Origin of the sequence: Streptosporangium sp. NPDC023963, from assembly GCF_040639135.1 — a bacterium.
GTDB lineage: Bacteria > Actinomycetota > Actinomycetes > Streptosporangiales > Streptosporangiaceae > Streptosporangium.
The window spans coordinates 892,128-909,294 of sequence record NZ_JBEZZK010000001.1; the positions used below are offsets into that span (position 1 = coordinate 892,128).

Here is a 17,167-nt window from a genome sequence, read left to right on the forward strand (position 1 = left end):
GCCGGGTGCTCGCGGAGCGGAAAGGCAGTGCGGAGGCGGACGGCATGACCGACGACATACTTCGGATGCGTGGCATCACCAAGACGTTCCCGGGCGTCAAAGCCCTGCAGGACGTCAACCTGGTGGTACGGCGCGGCGAGATACACGCGATCTGCGGGGAGAACGGCGCCGGCAAGTCGACGCTGATGAAGGTCCTGTCCGGCGTGTACCCGCACGGCTCGTACGAGGGCGAGATCCTCTTCGACGGCGAGCCGTGCCGCTTCTCCGACATCAGGGACAGCGAGAAGCGCGGCATCGTGATCATTCACCAGGAGCTGGCGCTCAGCCCGTACCTGTCGATCGCCGAGAACATCTTCCTCGGCAACGAGCGGACCAGCCGCGGCCTGATCGACTGGAACCGGACGAACGCCGAGGCCGCCGAGCTGCTGGAGCGGGTCGGGCTGCGGGAGAACCCGGTGACGGCCTCGATGGACATCGGGGTGGGCAAGCAGCAGCTGGTGGAGATCGCCAAGGCGCTCTCCAAGAAGGTCAGGCTGCTCATCCTCGACGAGCCGACCGCTTCGCTCAACGACGAGGACTCCGCGCACCTGCTCAACCTGCTGCGCGGGCTGCGCGAGGAGGGCATCACCTCGGTGATCATCTCCCACAAGCTGAACGAGATCCGGGCCATCGCCGACTCGACCACGATCCTGCGCGACGGCCGGACGATCGAGACCCTGGACATGAGCAACGACCAGGTCTCCGAAGACCGCATCATCTCGGGCATGGTCGGCCGCGACCTCGAGAACCGCTACCCGCCGCACGAGCCGAAGGTCGGCGAGGAGGCGCTGCGGATCGAGGACTGGACCGTGCACAGCCCGAGCCAGCACGGCCGCGTCGTCGTCTCCGGCGCCAACCTGACGCTGCGCCGCGGCGAGATCGTCGGCCTGGCCGGCCTGATGGGCGCCGGGCGCACCGAGCTGGCGATGAGCGTGTTCGGCCGCAGCTACGGGGTCGGCATTTCCGGCCGCGTCTACAAGGACGGGCGGGAGATCCAGCTCCGCACGGTCGGCGAGGCGATCGGCCACGGGCTCGCGTACGCCACCGAGGACCGCAAGCGGTACGGGCTCAACCTGATCGAGGACATCAAGCGGAACGTCTCGGCCGCGGCGCTGGGGAAGCTGGCGAAGCGCGGCTGGGTCGACGACAACAAGGAGTACCAGGTCGCCGACGGCTTCCGCGAGAGCATGAACATCAAGGCTCCCAGCGTGCTGTCGGTCACCGGGAAGCTCAGCGGCGGCAACCAGCAGAAGGTGGTGCTGTCGAAGTGGATCTTCACTGACGCGGACGTGCTGATCCTCGACGAGCCCACCCGGGGCATCGACGTGGGAGCCAAGTACGAGATCTACTCGATCATCAACCAGCTCGCCGACCAGGGCAAGGCCATCTTGGTCATCTCCTCGGAGCTTCCCGAGCTGCTCGGCGTCTGCGACCGCATCTACGCGATGTCGGCCGGTCGCATCACCGGTGAGGTCCCCCGGGCGGAGGCCACTCCGGAGCGGCTCATGCAGTTCATGACCAAGGAAAAGGAGTAGGGAGCACGATGAGCAGCGGCCAGATCCCGGCGCGTGAAGTCGCCGGACCCGCAGGAAAGACCGGAGCACCGCCACCGGGCGGCGGCGACCTTCTGACGGTGCCCGCGAAGGCACCGGGAGGCCGTTTCTCCTTCAACCTGCGGCAGAGCGGCATCTACATCGCCTTCGCGCTGGTCATCGTGCTGTTCTCCGTCCTGACCGACGGCAGGCTGCTCAGCCCGCAGAACATCTCCAACATCATGGTGCAGAACTCCTACATCCTGATCTTGGCGATCGGCATGATCCTGATCATCATCGCCGGGCACATCGACCTGTCGGTGGGTTCGGTGGTCGCGGTCACGGGCGCGATAGCGGCCGTACTGATGGTCGACATGGACGTGGCCTGGCCGCTGGCCCTCCTCATCACGCTGATCGTCGGCGCGCTGATCGGGGCCTGGCAGGGCTACTGGATCGCCTACTTCGGCATCCCGGCGTTCATCGTGACGCTGGCCGGAATGCTGATCTTCAGGGCGCTCACCCTGACCGTGCTCGGCAACCAGGGCATCGGCCCCTTCCCCGACGAGGTACGGACCATCGCCAACGGCTTCGTGCCCGGCTTCTTCGGCAACATCGGCCTCGGCCCGCTCGGCGGCGCCGACGTGCTGACGCTGCTCATCGGCCTGGCCGCGGTGGCCGGGATCGCCGGCACCCAGTGGCGGGCCCGCCAGGCGCGGCTGGGCTACCGGCAGAAGGTCGACGCGCTGCCGCTGTTCTTCCTGAAGATCGCCGCCGCCGCCGCGGTGGTGATGGTCATCATCGTGCAGCTGGCCAGGTTCAAGAACCTGCCCTGGGTGCTGGTGCTCCTCGCGATCCTCGTCCTGGGCTACACGCTCATGACCAACCGCGCCGTCTTCGGCCGCCACATCTACGCCATCGGCGGCAACCTGCACGCGGCGAGCCTGTCGGGCATCAAGGTCAAGTCCGTCACGTTCTGGCTCTTCGTCAACATGGGCGTGCTCGCCGCGGTCGCCGGGATCATCTTCGCCGGGCGGCTGAACCAGGCGGGGCCGACGGCGGGCAACAGCTTCGAGCTGGACGCCATCGCGGCCGCGTTCATCGGCGGCGCCGCCGTCCAGGGCGGCGTGGGCAAGGTGGTCGGCGCGCTCACCGGCGGTCTCATCATGGCCGTGATCAACAACGGCATGTCCCTGATCGGCGCGCCCAGCGAGCAGGTCCTGCTCTTCAAGGGCCTGGTCCTGCTCGCCGCCGTCGCCCTCGACGTGTGGACCAAGCGCCGCGCGGGCGCGGCCCGCTGACCCGTCCCATCCGCTTCGTCCCATCCGCCCCCCGCCCGCCGGACACCCCGGCGGGCGGGGGGCGGACCCGTCTGTGGTCGCAGGGACCCGTCTGTGGTCACGGGGTCCCTTCGGTGGTCACGGGGTGTGGAGGTCCCCGGCCGGGGTAAAGCGAGTGATCTCGGCCGGTAAGAGGGGACACGGATGGCGATCGACTCGGTGGGCATGTGGATCGCGGTCATCGCGCTGGTGGTGCTGCTGCTCACCCTCGACTTCGTGGTGGCGGCGCGCCGGCCGCACGCCGTGGGCATGCGCGAGGCCACCGCCTGGACGGTCTTCTACATCGGCGTGGCCATCGCCTTCGGCCTGGTCCTGTGGTGGCTGGCCGGGCCGGGGCTGGCGACGGAGTACTTCGCCGGGTGGATGGTGGAGAAGAGCCTCTCCGTCGACAACCTCTTCGTCTTCGTCATCATCATGGCGCGGTTCTCGGTACCCGAGGAGCACCAGCAGAAGGTGCTGCTCTTCGGCATCGCCACCGCCCTGGTGCTGCGCGCCGTCCTCATCGCGGTCGGCGCGGCGGCGATCGCCCTCTTCTCCTTCACGTTCCTGATCTTCGGCCTGCTGCTGATCTGGACGGCGATCCAGCTCGTCCGGCACCGGAACCAGGACCCCGACGTCGAGAACAACCCGCTGATCCGGCAGGCGGGCAAGGTGCTCCCGGTCAGCGACGACATGCACGGCGGCAAGCTCGTCGCCCGCGAGGACGGCAGGCGGGTGGTCACCCCGCTGTTCGTGGTCTTCCTCGCCATCGGGAGCACCGACCTGCTGTTCGCCCTCGACTCCATTCCCGCCGTCTTCGGCGTCACCAAGCACCCGCTCATCGTCTTCGCCGCCAACGCCTTCGCGCTGCTGGGGCTGCGCGCCCTGTACTTCCTGATCGAGGGCCTGCTCGAACGCCTGGTCTACCTGTCGATCGGCCTGGCGGTCATCCTCGGCTTCATCGGCCTCAAGCTCATCCTGTCGTTCCTGCACGAGGACGTCTCGAAGTCCTTCCCCGAGGTCCCGACCCCGGTCTCCCTCGGAGTGATCTTCCTGGTGCTGCTGGTCACCGTCGTCACCAGCCTGCGGCGGGTGCGCAACCACCCGGAGGAGCGCGCGCACGCGGGCACCCTGCACCGGATGCGCCGCAAGGACGGGAAGAAGGGCCGGGGCGAGGAAGGCGGTCAGGGCCAGGAGGGCCGCTCCGGCGGGCGGGGATCCGCCGGCGACTGAGCGAGAGGGCGGCGGGGAGCCGCCCCGGGCACGAGCACGGCGAGGAGCCGCCCCGGGCACGAACGCGGCGAGGAGCCGCCCCGGGCACGAACGCGGCGAGGAGCCGCCCCGGGCACGAACGCGGCGAGGAGCCGTCCCGGGCACGAGCGCGGCGGAGGGCCGCCCCGGACGGGCGGCCCCGCTCAGGCCAGGCAGCGCAGGGCGTCAGGCCAGGCAGCGCAGGGCGTCCCTGAGCCTGCGGTCGAGGGGATGGTCCTCCGGCAGGCGGCCGACCGTCGCCTCCACGAACACCGGGGCCGGCAACAGCTCGCTCGCCCCGTACGCGTGCACCCGGACCCCGTCGGCGGTCAGCTCGACCTCGGCCTTCGAGTCCTGCTCGGCGAGCACGAACGCACCCACCCGGGCCCGCCACCAGGACCGCTCCTCCGCCTCGTCCTCCGTGACCGGCGCGCCGACGTCGTCGGCGTGGGTGGCGTACTCGGAGGCGTAGTGGAAGGCCTGCAGCCCCGCCGGGTACGGCCCGGCGAAGGTCGGCAGCGGGGCGTCGTGGCCGAGCGCGCGCATCCGCTCGCGCGTGTCCCCGTTCTCACGCCGCCACTCCTGGAGCACCTCCTCGACCGGAACGCCGCGGCGGTTCCGCACGCACCACTCGTTGAAACCGTCGAAACCACCGTCCACGCCCTCGCGCCGGAGCATCGCGGTGAAACCGTCGATGTCGTCGTCCAGGCAGGCGTGGTTGTACAGCTCCTCTCCCGCCAGGTGCCCGAGCACGTCCCGGACCGACCAGCCGGCCGCCCGCGAGGGGCGGTCCCAGCCCTCCGCGTCGAGTCCCGGGAAGTAGCGGTCGAGACGTTCCGCCTCGGCGTCGAACAGGTCGAACGGGTCGAGCCCCGCCAGGGGGTCCCTCGCTTCGTTGGTCATGTCCCAGCCGTACCCCGAGAACGGCGGGCATCCCCTGGCCGGCCGCCGGCCGGCGGTGGCCGCGGACACCTTCGCCGCGAACGGCACCGTCCCGTGGGTCCCTCCCGCCGGACCGGCCGCGGCCATGACACGAACGGCCCGCGTTTCGGCTAGTCGTCGTCACCGTCATCCTCGTCGTCTCCCTCGGAGTGGTGACGACGGGGTCCCCGATCCCGGTCGTCCTGCTGGAAGACGAAGCCGGAGTCGCGCAGGAAGGCGATGAGCGGACCGTCGGAGGCGAGCCTGCCCCTCCGCCGTGCCTCGGACAGGTCCCGGCCGAGCTTGCGCAGCTCGTCGCGCGCCTTCTCGCTCTCGCCCTTCTGGAGGGCCCGGGCCACCTTGACGATCCTCTCGCGGATCTCGCGGGCCGTCCTGTGGTCGATCTTCCCTTCCCGCTCCTGGTCGGTGACCGCCCGGTGGAAGGCCGGCAGGAGTTCCGGCCATCCCCGTGCCGCCGGTGGCGACCGCACCGGCACCGGGGACGGCGCCGCGGACGCGCTCCGCGACACGGCCGGTGTGGGTGGCGGTGCCGAGGACGGCGCCACCGCGGCGATCGCGGACGGTGCCGCCGTACCGGCCTGCCGCGCCGGATCCGACGGCACCAGCGCCCAGAGAGCCGTCGCCACCAGCACGGCCACCACGCCCAGCGCGATCGCGGCGGACCGTCCGGGCGAGCGCCCCCGCGTGAGCGCGGAGAGGACGCCGGACACGGACGCCGACGCCGACGCCGACGTGGGTACCGGTCCCGGCCCGGCCGCCGGCGGCACGGTGTCGTACGCGGACGTCGGCATCGGCGGCGGTGACGGGGGCGCGAGGTCGCGGGTGGACGGCACGTGACGGGCCGTCGCGGCGAGCCGGCGGACCACCTCTCCCCCGGTCGGCCGCGCGTCGGGGTCCTTCTCCAGCATGGCCAGGACGAGCCTCTCCAGCTCCGCCGGGACGTCGGGCCGGTACCGCCTGAGCGGGTCCGGCCGGTCGCGGACGTGCCGGGAGATCACCTCCGTGGCCGGGCCGGCGAAGGGGGGCCGCCCGCACAGCAGCTCGTAACAGACGCAGCCCAGCGCGTACAGGTCGGAGGCCGCGTTGCCCGGCTCGCCGAGGATCTGCTCGGGAGACAGGTAGGCGGCCGTGCCGATGACGCTTCCCGCCGAGGTCAGCCGCATCGCGGCCTCGGTCGCGACCCTGGCGGTACCGAAGTCGACGACCTTGAGCACGCCGGCCGCGCCCAGGTGCAGGTTCGCGGGCTTGACGTCGCGGTGCACGACCCCGGCCCGGTGCGCGGCGTCCAGCCCGAGCGCGGCCTGCCCGGCCAGGTGGCACGTCTCGGACACGCTCAGCGGTCCCCGCCCGGCCAGCTCGGCGGCGAGGTCCCTGCCGGTCAGCAACTCCATCACCAGGTACGGCCGGCCCTCGTGCTCGCCCATGTCGAGCACCGTCACCACGTTGGGATGGACGACGCGCGCGGCGGTCCTCGCCTCCCGGGCGAACCGCTCACGCGTCGCGGCGTCGGCCACCTCCGGTGCCAGGATCTTGACCGCCACCGCCCAGCCCGGCCGCAGGTCGTACCCGCGCCAGACCTCGCCCGTGCCGCCGCGGCCGATCAGCTCGTCCAGCCGGTACCGGCCGGCGAGCACGGTCGCCGCCCCCTCCCAAACCCCCACGATCCCCCACGATCCCGAGCCCGACAATTGGCACCCAACTATAGGAGGGGACTCTCCGCCCCGCGGAAACGCGATTGGCGACGGGCCGGCGAACGAGAAGCGCCACGGCCCCGCTGCCCGGAGAGCGCCTCGCCGGCGAACGACCACCGTTATCCTGCGGCGGTGCCTGGTTCCGCGGAGCGCCCGTTGCTGTTCCTGGATGTCGACGGTCCCCTCATTCCGTTCGGACATCCCGGTGGATATCCGGGAGACCGGGCGGTGTCCCCGTCACCTGCGGGATCGAACCCGCTGCTGACCAGGATCGATCCCCGTCACGGGCCGCGGTTGTCGGCGTTGCCGTGCGACCTGGTGTGGGCGACGACCTGGATGTCCGACGCGAACGACGTGATCGGCCCGCTGCTCGGCCTGCTCGAGCTGCCTGTGGTCGGCTGGCCGGACCCCGAGGAGGACGACGAGGGCCCGCTGCACTGGAAAACCCGTAGCCTGGTCGGCTGGGCCGCCGGACGTTCGTTCGTCTGGGTCGACGACGAGATCGCTCACGCCGATCGCGTCTGGGTTTCCGCGCACCATCGCGGACGGGCTCTCCTCCATCGCGTCGACCCCCGCCGTGGCCTCACACATGCCGACTTCCGTGTCATCGACGACTGGTTGGCGCGCCCGTAGACGGCCGACCGGACGGACTCGGGATCCGAGGAACGCGGCACCGGCGTGACCCGCCCGCCGCGTGGCGGCCGGTACGGATCGTGAGCGCGGTGAATACTGGCGGTCATGCGCGTCGACTTCGATCCCGAGACCATGGGGGGAGCGGCCTTCTTCCGGCTCATGACCTCGATCGTCGTTCCGCGTCCGATCGCGTGGGTCTCCACCGTCACCCCCGACGGAGCGGTGGAGAACCTCGCCCCGCACTCCTTCTTCAGCATCGCCAGCACCGATCCGCCGATCGTGCAGTTCACCTCGATCGGTCGCAAGGACTCCCTGCGCAACGTCGAGGACACCGGGGAGTTCGTCGTCAACTTCGCCTCCGAACCACTGCTGCACCTGATCCGCGACACCGCCACCGACTTCCCCCGGAGCGTGAGCGAGTTCGGCGTCGCGGGGATCGAGCGCGAGGCCAGCCGCCACGTGCGGCCACCCAGGGTGGCCGCCTCCCCCGTCGTCCTGGAGTGCCGTTCGCACACCACCCTGCGCATGGGCAACTCCACCCTGGTCTTCGGCAGGGTCTTCCTCGCGGCGGTGCACGAGGACTACCTCGTCGACGGCCGGCCCGACGCCAGGCGGCTGCGCCCGCTGACCAAGCTCGGTGGCGACGAGTGGGGAACGCTGGGCGACGTCCTGCACCTGAACCGCATCCCCTACGAGGAGCCGCACCACGGATGACTCCCGAGCCCGAGCCTGAGCCCGGCCCCTTCGCCCCGGCCTCCGGTGACCGGGAGGACACCGGGAACGACCTGGAGAGCGCCGGGAAACCCGGAAGTCCCGGAGGCGGCGTGCGCCTCCGGGACCCCGGCCGTGTCGCTCAGCCGTCGTTCGCCTGGCTGCCCGCCGCGTTCACCGGGCGGTAGCCGAGGGCGACGAGGCCGGTGCCGAACGTCGTGTTGTCCACGAGCTCCAGGGTCGCCTTGACGTTCTCCCCGCGGAACAGCCGCTGCCCCTCGCCGAGGATGACCGGGGAGACCATGAGCCGGTACTCGTCGAGCAGGCCGTGCTCCATGAGCGTGTCCGTCAGCCGGCCGCAACCCCAGATCATGATGTTCCCGCCGGGCCGCCCCTTCAGTTCGGTCACCGTGGTGACGAGGTCGTCACCGTGGACGATGGTCGAGTTCTCCCACTCGGCCTTCTCCAGGGTCGAGGAGACCACGTACTTCTCGATGCGGTTCACGTGGTCGGCGTAGGGGTTGCTCATGCCGGGCCAGGCCTGGGCCATGCCCTCGTAGGTGACCCGTCCCAGCAGCAGGGCGTCGCAGCCGAGCGTGAGGTCCATGGCGTACGCTCCCGACTCCTCGTTCGAGTACGGCATGGACCACAGGTGGGGGTTGTCGATGAAGCCGTCGAGCGTGGTGTGGGTCATGGCGATGATCTTGCGCATGGTTTTCTCCGTGTCGTTCAGGTTGGGTAGGGAAAGGCACTCAGGTGACGTACGGGCTCCTGGCACGGGCGTCGCGCAGGGCGCGGGCCCACCAGGCCAGCCGGTCGAGCGTGGTCCGCACCGCGGTGTTGCACTCCGCGGTGGCCTTGGGCCAGCTCCCGTCGGGGGCGAAGAGCTCCCAGTAGCGGGGAAGGGTGACGCCGTCGCGGATGGCCACGGCGTGCAGTTCGGTGAAGACCTGGCGGAGCTGGTCGATCGCGTGCAGGCCGCCGGAGTCCCTGCCGTAGGCGACGAAGGCGACGGGCTTGGCCTGCCACTCCTCGTAGTACCAGTCGATGGCGGTCTTCAGCGGGGCCGGGAAGCTCCGGTTGTACTCGGGGGTGACCACGACGAAGGCGTCGGCGGCCGCCAGCCTCGGTGCCAGGGCGGCCACCTCGGCGGGGGCGGGCCCCTCCTGGTCGCCGAGGGTCTGCGGCAGGCCGGTCTCGGCCAGGTCGATCAGGTCGACGTCCAGATCGCCGCGCCTGCGGGCCCGGGCGGTGAACCAGCCCGCCACGGTGGGCCCGAACCGGCCGTCGCGGGTGCTCCCGATGATGACCGCCAGCCGCAGCCGGTCGTCCTGCGACATCTCCGTACCTCCCTCGCGTCCGTCCCCGGTCCGACGTGTTCCACGATGCCGCACCCCTCTTACGGAAAAGCTCCCGTCGTTTTACGGCCGGGCCGGGCAGCGCGGGAATCCGCGGTAAGACGACGAGCGCGCGGCGTTATCGTGGCCTTCATGCGTTTCGGGGTGCTTGGGCCACTGGCCGTATGGACGACCTCCGGCGAACCGGTGGCGATCCCCGGCCTGAAGGTCCGCACCCTGCTGGCCGACCTCCTGGTGCACGAGGGGCGCCCGGTGCCCGCCGACCGGCTCATCGACGACCTGTGGGGCGACGATCCGCCCGGCAACCCGGCCGCCGCCCTGTCGGCCAAGGTCTCGCAGCTGCGCAGGGTGCTGGAGGACGCCGAACCCGGCTGCCGGGACCTGGTCGTCCGCCATCCCGCGGGCTACGTGGTGCGGGCCGACACCGACGTCGCCGGTTTCCTGCGCCTGCTCGACGAGGCGGCCCTGGCTGGGGACCCGTCGGCCAGGGCGGCGCTGCTGGCCGACGCGCTGGCGTCGTGGCGCGGTCCCGCGTTCGCCGACTTCGGTGACGAGCCGTTCGCGCGCCCCGCGATCGCGCGGCTGGAGGAGCGGCGGCTGACCGCGCAGGAGGACCGCGCGGAGGTACGGCTGGAGTTGGGCGATCATGTCCGGCTCGCGGGGGAACTCGGCGACCTGCTCGCGGCGCATCCCCTCAGGGAGCGGCTGCGCGCCGCCCACATGCGTGCCCTGTACCGGTCAGGGCGGCAGAGCGAGGCGCTGGACAGCTACGAGGAACTGCGCGTGCTGCTCGCCGACGAGCTGGGCCTGGACCCGGGCACCGACCTGGTCGCCCTGCACCGGGCCGTCCTCACCCGGGACCCGTCGCTTGCCGCGCCCGGCGTTCTCCCGATCAGGCCCGACAGGCCCGGCGGCAACCTCCCGGTGCCCCTCACCGGCCTGATCGGCAGGGAGGAGGCCGTCGCCGGGATCCGCGCCCTGGTGGAGGCCGAGCGGCTGGTGACGCTCACCGGTCCCGGCGGCGTGGGCAAGACCCGCCTGGCGATCGAGATCGCCAGGCACCTGACCGGCACGGAGGCGCCCCCCTCGGGCGCCGCGCCCTTCCCTTCCGCCGGCGCTTCCTCCTCCGACGGCGTCCCCTCGGGCGGCGTGCGTGACGGGGTCTGGCTGGTCGAGCTGGCAGCGCTCGACCGCCCCGGCGACGAGGACGCGGTCCACCGGCTGGCTGAGACGATCATGGCGGTGCTGGACGTCCAGGACACCGTGGGCGCCGCGGGGCCGGTGACCGCCGCCGACCGCCTCACCGAGGCGCTGCGCCCCCGGCGGCTGCTGCTGGTGCTGGACAACTGCGAGCACGTCGTCGAGCCGGTCGCCGAGCTGGCCGGGCGGCTGCTGCGCGCCGCCCCGGGGCTGCGGATCCTGGCGACCAGCCAGGAGCCGCTCGCCCTGCCCGGCGAGGTGGTCTGGAACGTCCCGCCGCTGGAGATCCCCGGCCGGGCCGCCGACGACATCCCCGCGCTGGAGCGGACAGGTTCCGTACGGCTGTTCGTGGCACGCGCGTCCGCAGCGACCCGGGGGGCCCGGGGATTCACCCTCGACGCGGACACCGCCCCGGCGGTCGCGGCGCTGTGCCGCAGGCTGGACGGCATCCCGCTGGCGCTGGAGCTGGCCGCGACGAGGGTGCCCGCCCTCGGGGTGCACGGTCTCGTCGCCCGCCTGGACGACCGGTTCCGGCTGCTGGCCACCGGGCACCGGGGTGTCCCGCCGCGCCAGCAGACCCTGACCGCGATGATCGACTGGAGCTGGGAGCTGCTGACCGGCGCCGAGCGCGCCGTCCTGCGCCGCCTCGCCGTGCACGCCGACGGCTGCACCATGGAGGCCGCCGAGGCCGTCTGCGCGCAGGACGACGTTCCGGCCGCGGACGTGTTCGACCTGGTGGCGCGGTTGGTGAACCGGTCGCTGGTGATCATGGTGGACGGTGCCGACGGGCCGAGATACCGGTTGCTGGAATCGGTGGCGGCGTACTGCGTCGAGCGTCTCCAGCGGTCCGGGGAGTACGAACGGGTGCGGCGGCGGCACCTGCGCCACTACACCGGCCTCGCCGAGCGAGCCGCGCCGCGCCTCTACGAGGCGGACCAGCGGCGCTGGCTGCGGCGTCTCGACGCCGACGCCGCCAACCTCCGCGCCGCGCTGAACGCGGCCGTCAGGGACGGCGACGCGGACGGCGCGCTGCGCCTCGCCGGCGCGATGTCCTGGTACTGGTTCCTGCGCGGCAGGCTGGCCGAGGCCCGCCGCTCCCTGGCGGCGGCACTGGCCGTCCCCTCCCCCGCGGCGGGCCCGGCCGTCCCCTCCCCCACCGCGGAACCGGCCGTCCCCGGCGACTCCGGAGGCGGCTCGTTCGCCGCGCTCCGCGCCAAAGCCCTCACCTGGAAGGCCGCGGTCGAGTTCCTCCGGGGCGAGGTGGACGTCGCCGGCCGGGAGAAGCTCCGCCGGGCGGCCCTGGAGGCGTACGAGGACGCGGGCGACCCCGGCGGGCGTGCCAGGGCGTGGTGGATCCTCGCCTACGCGGGGCTCGACCTCGGCGACCTGTCCGCCGCCGCGGACCTGCTGGACCGGGCGCTCCCCTCCTTCGAGGCGCTCGGCGACCGGTGGGGGACGGCCGCGGCCCTCGCGCTGCGGGCCAAGCTCGCGCACGTACGCGGCGACATGGAAGGGCTCGAGCGCGACGGCGAGCGCAGCGCGCGGATCTTCGGCGAGCTCGGAGAGCGCTGGGGGCAGCTGGAGGCCGGCGGCTGGCTCGGCGCGCTGGCCGAGATGACCGGTGACCTCGACCGGGCCGAACGGCTGCAGCGCGACGGCATGCGCCTGGCCGAGGAACTCGGGCTGTGGACGGAGTTCGCCGGGCGGCTGGGCTGGCTGGGCTGGATCGCGCTGCAGCGCGGCGACTACGCGCGGGCGGCGGAGTCGAGCGAGAGGTCGCTGCGGCTCTCCGTGGAGCAGGGCCACCAGGCGGGACAGGTCTTCGCCCGGATGGGACTGGCCTTCGCCGCGCGCAGGGCCGGCCACCTCGACGTCGCGGAGACCCACCTGCGCGACGTGCTGGACCGCACCGCGCCCGGCACCGAGGAGCCGCCGCCGTACCTCCCGATGATCGTGGCCGAGCTCGGCTTCGTCGCCGAGCAGCGCGGTGACGCGGCGACGGCCGTCACCCTGCACCTCTCGGCACTGGACCTCGCGGCCAGGCTCGACGGGGCCCGGGAGATGACGGTCGCCGTGTACGGCCTGGCCGGGGCCATGGCCGCCGCCGGACACCACGACCGCGCCGCCCGGCTCCTGGGCGCGGGCGCCGCGGCCCGCGCGTCGGACTCCGTGCCCCCGAGCCCGTTGGAGGGCGGCGACGTCGACCGGATCACCGCGCGGATCCGTGACGCGCTGGGCGAGGAGCGCTTCGCCGCCGAACACGGGCTCGGCACCGCGCTCACGCCCGATCAGATCAGGTCCATGGCCGTCATACCGGACACCGCCGTGTCCGCCCCGGACTGAACACGCGTCCCCGCCGGGCCGGGAGGAGGGGGCGCCGAACCGGCGGTCACCGGCCCCGGGCGGGCGGCCCCCGGAGCACGCCGTCCCCCTCGGTCCGGTGGTCGTCCAGCGCAGGTAAATCAACTTCCTGATGGATTATCAGAGCCGGCGATCCTGGCAGACTGTCCGGCATGAGGAAGAACGAGGAGGGCGGGGAAGACGTCTCCGCGCCCCGGTCGCGCCGCAGGGGCCGCCCGCCCAGGGACCGTTCCGCGCCGTCCGCGCCGTCGACGCCCGACCGCATCCTCGCCGAGGCGACGGTCCTGTTCGCCCGGCACGGGGCCGGCGGTGTCTCCATGCGCGACATCGCCGCCCGGGTCGGGATCGACGTCTCCAGCGTGCACCATCACTTCCCGTCGAAGGCGTCGCTGTACGACGCCTGCTTCGCGCGAGTCTTCGAGCTGGAGCAGGCGACGCTCACGCCGCCGGTGCGCGCCTTCCTCGCCGCCGTGCGCTCCGACCCCCCGGGCGACGTCGTGGGCGCAATGCACGACCTGGTGGACGCGTTCGCCGACTTCCTCGACGAGCATCCCCAGACCACCTTCCTGTGGCTGCGGCGGTGGCTGGACCCCACTCTCCACCTGTCCCTGGACGAGGCGTACTCGCTGCCGATCTACGGCGAGATCGAGCGCGCCCTGCTGGAGGCGGCCACCCGCGGCCTCGTCGTCGAGCCGACGCCGCACATCACCGTGCGCAGCCTGGTCTGGGCGGCCCACGGCCACGTGACCGCGCTGAGCGCCCGCGGCGGCGACGCGGTGGCCGCCGACCGCGAGAGGCGCGAGTTCCGCGCCTACGCCCACCGCTTCGTCGACCGGCTCTACGCGACCCCTGGCGCGGGCGCCTCCGACGGCTAATATTCCATCATCCGATGGAATATGGGAGGCAACGGATGGGCGCGAGCGAAGCGGGCCGGGAATCGGCCGCCGGCGGCGGCACCGTGGCGGGCCCGGGGGCGACCACCGACCGCGAGGGCCCGGCGGGCCGGAACGCATCCGACGCCGTCGACGGTGCGCCGGGTCGTGGTGGCGTGACCGCCGTCGTCGGCGGCGGTGCGGCGGGCATCGCCGCGGTCAAGGCCCTCGTCGAGGCCGGTCTGCCCGTCCTCGGCGTCGAGCGCGCCGCCTCCCTCGGCGGCCTGTGGCGGCTGGACGCCGACACCGCGTCCTACGAGGGCCTCCGCCTCAACACGAGCAAGCCGCGCACGGAGTTCTCCGACTTCCCGATGCCCGCCGAGTGGCCCGACTACCCGGATCGCGGCCAGATGCTCGAATACCTGCGCTCCTACGCCGACCGCTTCGGGGTCGGCGAGCACTTCCGGTTCGGCACGACGCTCGAATCGGCCCGGCACACCGGGGACGGCTGGGAACTGGAGCTGACCGGCCCCGAAGGGCCCTACCGCGAGACGGTGGAGCACCTGGTGGTGGCCAACGGTCACAACCACGAGCCCCGCCTCCCCGAACCGCCGTACCCGGGGACGTTCACCGGCACCGAGTCGCACGCGCACGACTACGTCACCCCCGCCGAGCTGGCCGGCAGGCGCGTGCTCGTCGTGGGCACCGGCAACTCCGCGATGGACATCGCCGCCGAGCTCGCCGGCCACGCGTCGGCCGTGCTGCTGTCGGCCAGGCGAGGTGTCTGGGTGCTGCCCAAGCGGCTGCTGGGCCGCCCCTCCGACCAGCTCAACGGCGCCCTCGCGGCCCTGCTGCCCTGGCGGGTGCGGCAGGTGGTCTCCCAGGCGGTGCTCAGGGTCGCCGACCGGAAACCCGCCGGGCCGCGCCTGCCCGCCCCCCGCGAGGGCGTGCTCCAGGACCACCCCACCCTGAGCGACTCCGTCCCCCGCCTGATCGCGGAGGGAAGGGTGCTCGCCCGCCAGGGCATCACGCGCCTGGACGGCCCGCGGGTCCATTTCGCCGACGGCCGGGTGGACGAGGTCGACCACATCGTCTGGTGCACCGGCTACCGGGCCGTGACACCGTTCCTGGACACCGCCACGATGCCCGACCCGGCGAGCACCCTGCTCTACCGCCACGTCTTCCCCGTCGGCGACGACTCGATCAGCTACGTCGGGCTGATGCAGTCGACCGGCTCGGCGCTGCCCGTCGTCGAGGCGCAGAGCCGCCTCGTGGCCGCCGTACGCGCGGGAACCCACCGGCTGCCCGATCCCGAGGCCGCGCGGCGGATCGCCACCGCCGAACTCGACGCCGCCCGCGACCGCTGGGGGCACCGCAGGCCCCACATGCGGATCGACGTCGACCAGTACCTCCGGGTCATGGACCGCGAGCTGCGCGCCGGCCCGTCCCGCGCGCTGGCCGGGCGCCGGATCCTGATCACCGGCGCGGCGGGCACCTTCGGCAGGGCGATGAGCGCGCGGTTCACCGCCCAGGGCGCGCACGTGGTCGGCCTGGACATCGTGGACACAGCCCGCCCCGACGGCTCCGGCATCCCGATCATCGCGTGCGACATCACCTCCCAGGAGTCCGTCGACGCCGCGGTGGCCGAGGCCGCGGCCCTGCTCGGCGGCATCGACCTGCTGGTCAACAACGCGGGGCGCGGCGGGCCCGCCCCGGCCGAGCTCGCTCCCGGCGAGGAGGTCGAGGCGCAGCTGCGGCTGAACCTCCTCGGCGCCTGGCGCGTGACGGCGACCGTCATGCCCCACCTGGTCCGCGCCCGCGGGCGGGTGGTCTTCATCGCCTCGCGGATGGCGCTCCTGCCACTGCCGCTGGCGGCGGCGTACGGCGTCTCCAAGCGCGCGCTCGCGGCCTACGCCGACGCACTCCGGCTGGAGGTCGGCACGCACGTCGGCGTGACGACGGTCTACCCGAGCATGGTCCGCAGCCCGATCCACGACAGTACGCGGCAGGCGGGGCTGTCCCTGGACGCGGTGTCCAGGCCGGAACCCGTCGAGGGCGTGGTCGACGCGATCGTCCGCGCCGTCACCGCCCGCCGCGCCCCGCGCGACGTGGCGACCACCGTCCGGGGACGCGTCGAGATGATGGTCGGCAGGCACGCCCCCTCCCTGGCCGACCGCCTCGTCCGCCGCACCGTCGCGGCCCGCGTGGCGGCGGGCGACTTCGCGAACGCCCCCCTCGCGGCGGGGATGGTGAGCAGGCACCGGGGGTAGAGGACCGGCGCCCGGCGGGCACGTCCGAGGGCACCCGCTCGTCCCGCTCACGCCGCTCGCCCCGCCACCCCGCTCGTCCCGCCGACCGTGACCGGCCGGTGCGTCAGAACCCGGTGAGCGAGGGCATCCGATCGGACGCCCCGCCGTGGAACACCACGCTGAGAACGGTCCGCAGCCGCTCCATCTCGACGGGCCTCAGGTTCAGGTCGACGGTCAGGACGGTCTCGGTCTCCAAGCCGTCCGCCCCCTCGGGAGTGAGGTGCAGAACGAGGCGCCGATCGTCGAGCACGCAGGCGGTGATCCCGGCCCCGGTACCCCGCATGCCCTCGCGGGCCACCCAGTAGGACCGCTTCTCCCCATCTCTCCTACCGAGGAAGAGGAGGTGATCACCGCCGCCGTCGACCTCCTCGTGCAGGAAGACGGCGACCTCTTCGGGCTCCCCACTGAATCCGAAATCGCGAACGACCATGCGCTCGATCGGTGTGTAGGCCAGTTCTCCGGAGACGATCGGCTCGGGATCCGTGAACGCGTCCGGTCTGCCGAAGTGACGCCAGGATTCCTCGGGCTCGCGGATTCCCATCGGGACCGTCGTCGGGAGGGCGTCCAGCAGCCAGCCGGGGACCGCGCCACGGGGAAACACCATCGGCTCCTCCAGCAGCGCGAGGTCGGGGATGTCCGTACCGTCGGGAAAGGGAAACTCGTCGGCGTCCACATGCCCCCGGTACGACCTGCTCTCCGGCGTGAAGCGCAGCTCGCAGGAGAACCACGTGCCCTCGCCGTCGCGATAGGCCAGTTCGCGGAGTCGCCGGACCTGCTCCTCCAGCCCCTGAACACCGGTCTCCACCCCGTCGCAGTCCACGACAACGCGGGTGAATCCCCCGACCTGGCCGCAGCGGACCGTGGCCTCGCTCCAGCCGGGAGGCGCGGCGGCGCGGACCAGGTCGCCGATCGCCAGCCGCAGGCGGCGCTCCTCGTCGTGCTTCGAGCGCAT

Annotated in this window: 13 protein-coding genes; 8 read left to right on the forward strand and 5 right to left on the reverse strand. The window is 72.7% G+C overall.

Annotation, left to right across the window (positions count from 1 at the left end):
- The first annotated feature begins 44 nt into the window (after positions 1-44).
- The 3 genes from mmsA to AB0F88_RS03735 all read left to right on the forward strand — a co-directional run bounded on the left by mmsA (position 45) and on the right by AB0F88_RS03735 (position 4,120).
- Positions 45-1,574 carry a multiple monosaccharide ABC transporter ATP-binding protein gene (gene mmsA / locus AB0F88_RS03725; RefSeq protein ID WP_362676986.1) on the forward strand — a complete coding sequence of 510 codons (1,530 nt, stop codon included), beginning with the start codon at positions 45-47 and terminating at the stop codon, positions 1,572-1,574.
- A gap of 8 nt (positions 1,575-1,582) precedes the next feature.
- Entirely contained in the window at positions 1,583-2,869 is a 1,287-nt protein-coding gene (gene mmsB / locus AB0F88_RS03730; protein ID WP_362676988.1) for a multiple monosaccharide ABC transporter permease, read from the forward strand.
- Positions 2,870-3,052: 183 nt separating this feature from the next.
- Positions 3,053-4,120 carry a TerC family protein gene (locus AB0F88_RS03735; protein WP_362676990.1) on the forward strand — a complete coding sequence of 356 codons (1,068 nt, stop codon included), beginning with the start codon at positions 3,053-3,055 and terminating at the stop codon, positions 4,118-4,120.
- 204 nt (positions 4,121-4,324) lie between these two features.
- Here the strand turns inward: AB0F88_RS03735 and AB0F88_RS03740 are convergent, their stop codons facing one another.
- On the reverse strand, positions 4,325-5,041 hold the full coding sequence (locus AB0F88_RS03740; protein ID WP_362676992.1) for a maleylpyruvate isomerase N-terminal domain-containing protein: 717 nt from the start codon (positions 5,039-5,041) through the stop codon (positions 4,325-4,327).
- Positions 5,042-5,190: 149 nt separating this feature from the next.
- A complete protein-coding gene (locus AB0F88_RS03745; RefSeq protein ID WP_362676994.1) occupies positions 5,191-6,741 on the reverse strand; it encodes a serine/threonine-protein kinase in 1,551 nt (516 codons plus the stop codon).
- Positions 6,742-6,903: 162 nt separating this feature from the next.
- Here AB0F88_RS03745 and AB0F88_RS03750 point away from each other — a divergent pair, with 162 nt between their 5' ends.
- Entirely contained in the window at positions 6,904-7,404 is a 501-nt protein-coding gene (locus AB0F88_RS03750) for an HAD domain-containing protein (RefSeq protein WP_362676996.1), read from the forward strand.
- A gap of 105 nt (positions 7,405-7,509) precedes the next feature.
- On the forward strand, positions 7,510-8,118 hold the full coding sequence (locus tag AB0F88_RS03755) for a flavin reductase family protein (protein WP_362676998.1): 609 nt from the start codon (positions 7,510-7,512) through the stop codon (positions 8,116-8,118).
- 139 nt (positions 8,119-8,257) lie between these two features.
- Here AB0F88_RS03755 and AB0F88_RS03760 read toward each other — a convergent pair whose 3' ends face one another.
- Together AB0F88_RS03760 and AB0F88_RS03765 are read right to left on the reverse strand one after the other, a co-directional pair.
- Positions 8,258-8,827, reverse strand: coding sequence for a dihydrofolate reductase family protein (locus AB0F88_RS03760; protein WP_362677000.1), 570 nt, complete (start codon positions 8,825-8,827; stop codon positions 8,258-8,260).
- Positions 8,828-8,867: 40 nt separating this feature from the next.
- On the reverse strand, positions 8,868-9,455 hold the full coding sequence (locus AB0F88_RS03765) for an NAD(P)H-dependent oxidoreductase (RefSeq protein ID WP_362677002.1): 588 nt from the start codon (positions 9,453-9,455) through the stop codon (positions 8,868-8,870).
- Positions 9,456-9,605: 150 nt separating this feature from the next.
- On the opposite strand from AB0F88_RS03765, the gene AB0F88_RS03770 reads away from it, so the two are divergent.
- The 3 genes from AB0F88_RS03770 to AB0F88_RS03780 all read left to right on the forward strand — a co-directional run bounded on the left by AB0F88_RS03770 (position 9,606) and on the right by AB0F88_RS03780 (position 16,176).
- Positions 9,606-13,016, forward strand: a complete 3,411-nt coding sequence (locus AB0F88_RS03770; protein WP_362677004.1) for a BTAD domain-containing putative transcriptional regulator — start codon at positions 9,606-9,608, stop codon at positions 13,014-13,016.
- A 170-nt stretch (positions 13,017-13,186) separates the two neighbouring features.
- Positions 13,187-13,909, forward strand: a complete 723-nt coding sequence (locus AB0F88_RS03775) for a TetR/AcrR family transcriptional regulator (RefSeq protein WP_362677006.1) — start codon at positions 13,187-13,189, stop codon at positions 13,907-13,909.
- 35 nt (positions 13,910-13,944) lie between these two features.
- Positions 13,945-16,176 carry an SDR family NAD(P)-dependent oxidoreductase gene (locus AB0F88_RS03780; protein WP_362677008.1) on the forward strand — a complete coding sequence of 744 codons (2,232 nt, stop codon included), beginning with the start codon at positions 13,945-13,947 and terminating at the stop codon, positions 16,174-16,176.
- Positions 16,177-16,279: 103 nt separating this feature from the next.
- Here AB0F88_RS03780 and AB0F88_RS03785 read toward each other — a convergent pair whose 3' ends face one another.
- Positions 16,280-17,167 carry a hypothetical protein gene (locus AB0F88_RS03785; RefSeq protein ID WP_362677010.1) on the reverse strand — a complete coding sequence of 296 codons (888 nt, stop codon included), beginning with the start codon at positions 17,165-17,167 and terminating at the stop codon, positions 16,280-16,282.

Coding starts and splice junctions, on each gene's coding strand:
- mmsA (WP_362676986.1), top strand. CDS start 45: ATGACCGACGACATACTTCGGATGCGTGGCATCACCAAGACGTTCCCG.
- mmsB (WP_362676988.1), top strand. CDS start 1,583: ATGAGCAGCGGCCAGATCCCGGCGCGTGAAGTCGCCGGACCCGCAGGA.
- AB0F88_RS03735 (WP_362676990.1), top strand. CDS start 3,053: ATGGCGATCGACTCGGTGGGCATGTGGATCGCGGTCATCGCGCTGGTG.
- AB0F88_RS03740 (WP_362676992.1), bottom strand. CDS start 5,041: ATGACCAACGAAGCGAGGGACCCCCTGGCGGGGCTCGACCCGTTCGAC.
- AB0F88_RS03755 (WP_362676998.1), top strand. CDS start 7,510: ATGCGCGTCGACTTCGATCCCGAGACCATGGGGGGAGCGGCCTTCTTC.
- AB0F88_RS03760 (WP_362677000.1), bottom strand. CDS start 8,827: ATGCGCAAGATCATCGCCATGACCCACACCACGCTCGACGGCTTCATC.
- AB0F88_RS03765 (WP_362677002.1), bottom strand. CDS start 9,455: ATGTCGCAGGACGACCGGCTGCGGCTGGCGGTCATCATCGGGAGCACC.
- AB0F88_RS03770 (WP_362677004.1), top strand. CDS start 9,606: ATGCGTTTCGGGGTGCTTGGGCCACTGGCCGTATGGACGACCTCCGGC.
- AB0F88_RS03775 (WP_362677006.1), top strand. CDS start 13,187: ATGAGGAAGAACGAGGAGGGCGGGGAAGACGTCTCCGCGCCCCGGTCG.
- AB0F88_RS03780 (WP_362677008.1), top strand. CDS start 13,945: ATGGGCGCGAGCGAAGCGGGCCGGGAATCGGCCGCCGGCGGCGGCACC.
- AB0F88_RS03785 (WP_362677010.1), bottom strand. CDS start 17,167: ATGCGCTCGAAGCACGACGAGGAGCGCCGCCTGCGGCTGGCGATCGGC.